At 69.2% G+C, this 500-nt stretch carries 1 protein-coding gene; it reads right to left on the bottom strand.

From position 1 onward, the window contains the following. Window positions 1-74 precede the first annotated feature (74 nt). On the bottom strand, window positions 75-500 hold a 426-nt coding region (locus J5M71_RS27445; RefSeq protein WP_207838700.1), incomplete at its 5' end, for a gluconokinase.

The raw sequence follows: 500 nt of genomic DNA, 5'->3' as shown, positions 1-500 counted from the left end.
CGTTTTGCCGGAGCGGCTTTTCTTCTGAGATGAATTGAGACAGCGCTATCTTTGGCGGGCAGGCGCTATCGGTTTCAGTCGTGGGAGTGCTGGCGCCACCAGAGGTGCGCGGCTTCGGCCAGTTCTTCCAGCGGGCGGGTGGCGTCCAGGCGCAGGGTCAGCGGTTCGCTCACCGGCGGTTCGAGGGCGGCGAACTGGCTGTCGATCAGGCTGGCCGGCATGAAGTGGCCGGGGCGGGTGGCAACGCGTTGCGCGGCGGTTGCCGGGGTCAGTTCGAGGAACACCACGCCCAGGCCGGGCACGGCGCGGCGCAGGCGTTCGCGGTAGATGAGCTTGAGCGCGGAGCAGGTGAGCACCGGGCGCTGGCCGGCGGCGATGGCTTTCTGCAGCTCGGCGGCGAGGGTGTCGAGCCAGCCGGCGCGGTCTTCGTCGGTCAGCGGGATGCCGGCGCTCATCTTGCGGATGTTGGCTTCGGGGTGGAAGGCGTCGCCCTCGATGGC

Source organism: Pseudomonas sp. 43(2021), assembly GCF_017490805.1.
GTDB lineage: Bacteria > Pseudomonadota > Gammaproteobacteria > Pseudomonadales > Pseudomonadaceae > Aquipseudomonas.
Note: the sequence above shows the minus strand (reverse complement) of the source record. Positions and strands in the feature narration are given on the sequence as shown.